Source organism: Streptomyces tamarix, assembly GCF_032423885.1.
In the GTDB taxonomy this organism is placed as follows: Bacteria; Actinomycetota; Actinomycetes; order Streptomycetales; family Streptomycetaceae; genus Streptomyces; species Streptomyces tamarix.
Genome location: NZ_JAWCTQ010000105.1, coordinates 1 through 869, shown reverse-complemented (window position 1 = coordinate 869; position 869 = coordinate 1). Strand labels below are relative to the sequence as shown.

The 869-nt window shown below is 64.4% G+C and carries 1 protein-coding gene; it reads left to right on the top strand.

Going from position 1 to position 869, the window contains the following annotated elements:
* A partial coding sequence (locus tag RND61_RS32465; protein ID WP_315881757.1) for a cytochrome c oxidase subunit I occupies positions 1-869 on the top strand: 869 nt, incomplete at both ends.

The window sequence follows — 869 nt, the reverse complement described above, 5'->3', positions numbered from 1 at the left end:
CACCCCGAGGTCTACATCCTCGCCCTGCCCTTCTTCGGCGTCGTCAGCGAAATCCTGCCCGTCTTCTCCCGCAAACCCCTCTTCGGCTACATCGGACTGGTCGCCGCCACCATCGCCATCACCGGCCTGTCCGTCACCGTCTGGGCCCACCACATGTTCGCCACCGGCGCCGCCCTCCTCCCCTTCTTCTCCTTCATGACCTTCCTCATCGCCGTGCCCACCGGCGTGAAATTCTTCAACTGGACCGGCACCCTGTGGAAAGGCTCCCTCACCTTCGAAACCCCCATGCTGTGGTCCATCGGCTTCCTGGTCACCTTCCTCTTCGGCGGCCTGACCGGCGTCATCCTGGGCTCACCCCCCCTGGACTGGCACGTCACCGACACCTACTTCGTCGTCGCCCACTTCCACTACGTCCTGTTCGGCACCATCGTCTTCGCCATGTTCGCCGGCTTCCACTTCTGGTGGCCCAAAATGACCGGCACCATGCTCGACGAACGCCTGGGCAAAATCCACTTCTGGACCCTCTTCATCGGCTTCCACCTCACCTTCCTCGTCCAACACTGGCTCGGCGCCGAAGGCATGCCCCGCCGCTACGCCGACTACCTCGCCGCCGACGGCTTCACCGGCCTCAACATGCTCTCCACCATCGGCGCCTTCCTCCTGGGCCTGTCCACCCTCCCCTTCCTCTACAACGTGTGGAAAACCGCCAAAATCGGCAAACGCATCACCACCGACGACCCCTGGGGCCACGGCCGCTCCCTCGAATGGGCCACCTCCTGCCCCCCACCCCGCCACAACTTCCTCACCCTGCCCAAAATCCGCTCCGAATCCCCCGCCTTCGACCTCCACCACCCCGAAGTCACCGCCCT